General features: G+C 71.2%; 1 protein-coding gene. It reads right to left on the bottom strand.

What is annotated here, in order from left to right:
• A partial coding sequence (locus tag ACWELQ_RS45595) for an ABC transporter permease (protein WP_452403174.1) occupies window positions 1-1,349 on the bottom strand: 1,349 nt, incomplete at its 3' end.
• Window positions 1,350-1,471: the final 122 nt, after the last annotated feature.

The following is a 1,471-nucleotide window of genomic DNA, read 5'->3' as shown; positions in this document are numbered from 1 at the left end:
ACCCCGGCCGCCGCCCGCACGATCGGCCCGGCCAGGGCGAAGGCCAGCAGAATCTCCGCCGCGAACGCGAAACCCAGTGCGGCCGCGGCGAACAGGCCCAGATGCGCGCGCTGGATGACCACCGCCACCGCGGCCAGCGCCAGCCCCGCCACCGCGCCCGCGATCCGCAGCCGCCGCGACACCACGTCGGCACGGGACACCCCGACCGGGGCCAGCGCCTCCACCGGCGACACCCGGTACACCTGCCGTGCCGCCACCGCCGAAGCGGCCACATTGGTCAGCGTGGCCGCCGCGATCGCCGCCGGAATCGCGTAACCGGGCAGGATGTATTGCAGCCGCGCGTCCATCATCTGGGTGAAAGCGCCCGGCAGCAGGCCGATCGCGTATCGGCCGACGAACACTCCCAGCACCGCGCCGAGCAGACCGCCGATCACCCCGAGCGTCACGGCCTCCGCGATCACGTCCCGCACGATGGTCTGCCGCCGCGCGCCGATGGCCCGCAGCATGGAGATCACCGGCCGTCGTCCGGCCAGCGCCATGCTCATGGTGTTGTAGATCAGGAACGCCGACACCACGAATGCCAGGCCCGCGCCCATGGACGCGATGAACCGCACCATGACCACGCCGTTGTTGCTCTGCGCCGCCCGCGCGGCCGGGGTGTCGACCAGCGCCCGCCCGGCCACCACCGCGGTGATCGCCGACTTCAATTGCGCGATATCGGTATTCGGTTTCGCGACGATCAGCACCGAATCCAGCTGCCCCACTCGCCCGGTGAGCTGCTGGGCCACCGGCAGCGGCGCGATCAGATAGTGGCCGCCGTTCAAGCCGGACAACCGCTCACCCGACAGCACGGCCGCCACGGTCACCGTGCGCGACCCCAGCCGCACCACCTGTCCCTTGGTGAATCCCGTTGCGGGCCCGGCCAGGACGCCGTTCGGCACCGCGAGCAGGTCGGTCAGCTCGCTGCCCTGTACCGCGCCCTTCAGATCACTGCCCAGCGCCGCGCTCGATCCGTCCACCCCCACCACCAGCAACCGGTCCGCGTCCGGCCCGGCACTGGCGCGCAGCATGGGCACCGCCGCCGCCACCCCCGCCACCGCGGCCACGTCGGCACGCACCTGCTGCGGGAATCCGGCATCGGTGACGCCGGAGATCTCCAGTGCCGCATCGCCGGACAGCCCGGCCGCCAGCCGCGTCACCGACCCGGTGAGCGATCCCGAAATACCGATGACGGCCACCAGAAAGGCCGAGCACACGGTGAGTACGACGATCGACGCTACGGTCCGCCCCCAGTGCGTGGTGAACTCGCGAATGGTGAACAGCCGCAGCCGGTCCAGCAGCGCGATCATGGATCAACGCTAGGTTCTGCCCTCACCGGTGGCCGTCGATGTCGCCAATGGTGAGGCCGTGCGCCTGGTTCAGGGGGAGGCGGGCAGCGAAACCAATTACGGTTCGCCGCGTGATGCCGCTC

The sequence above is a fragment of the Nocardia sp. NPDC004722 genome (assembly GCF_053601505.1).
Note: the sequence above shows the minus strand (reverse complement) of the source record. Positions and strands in the feature narration are given on the sequence as shown.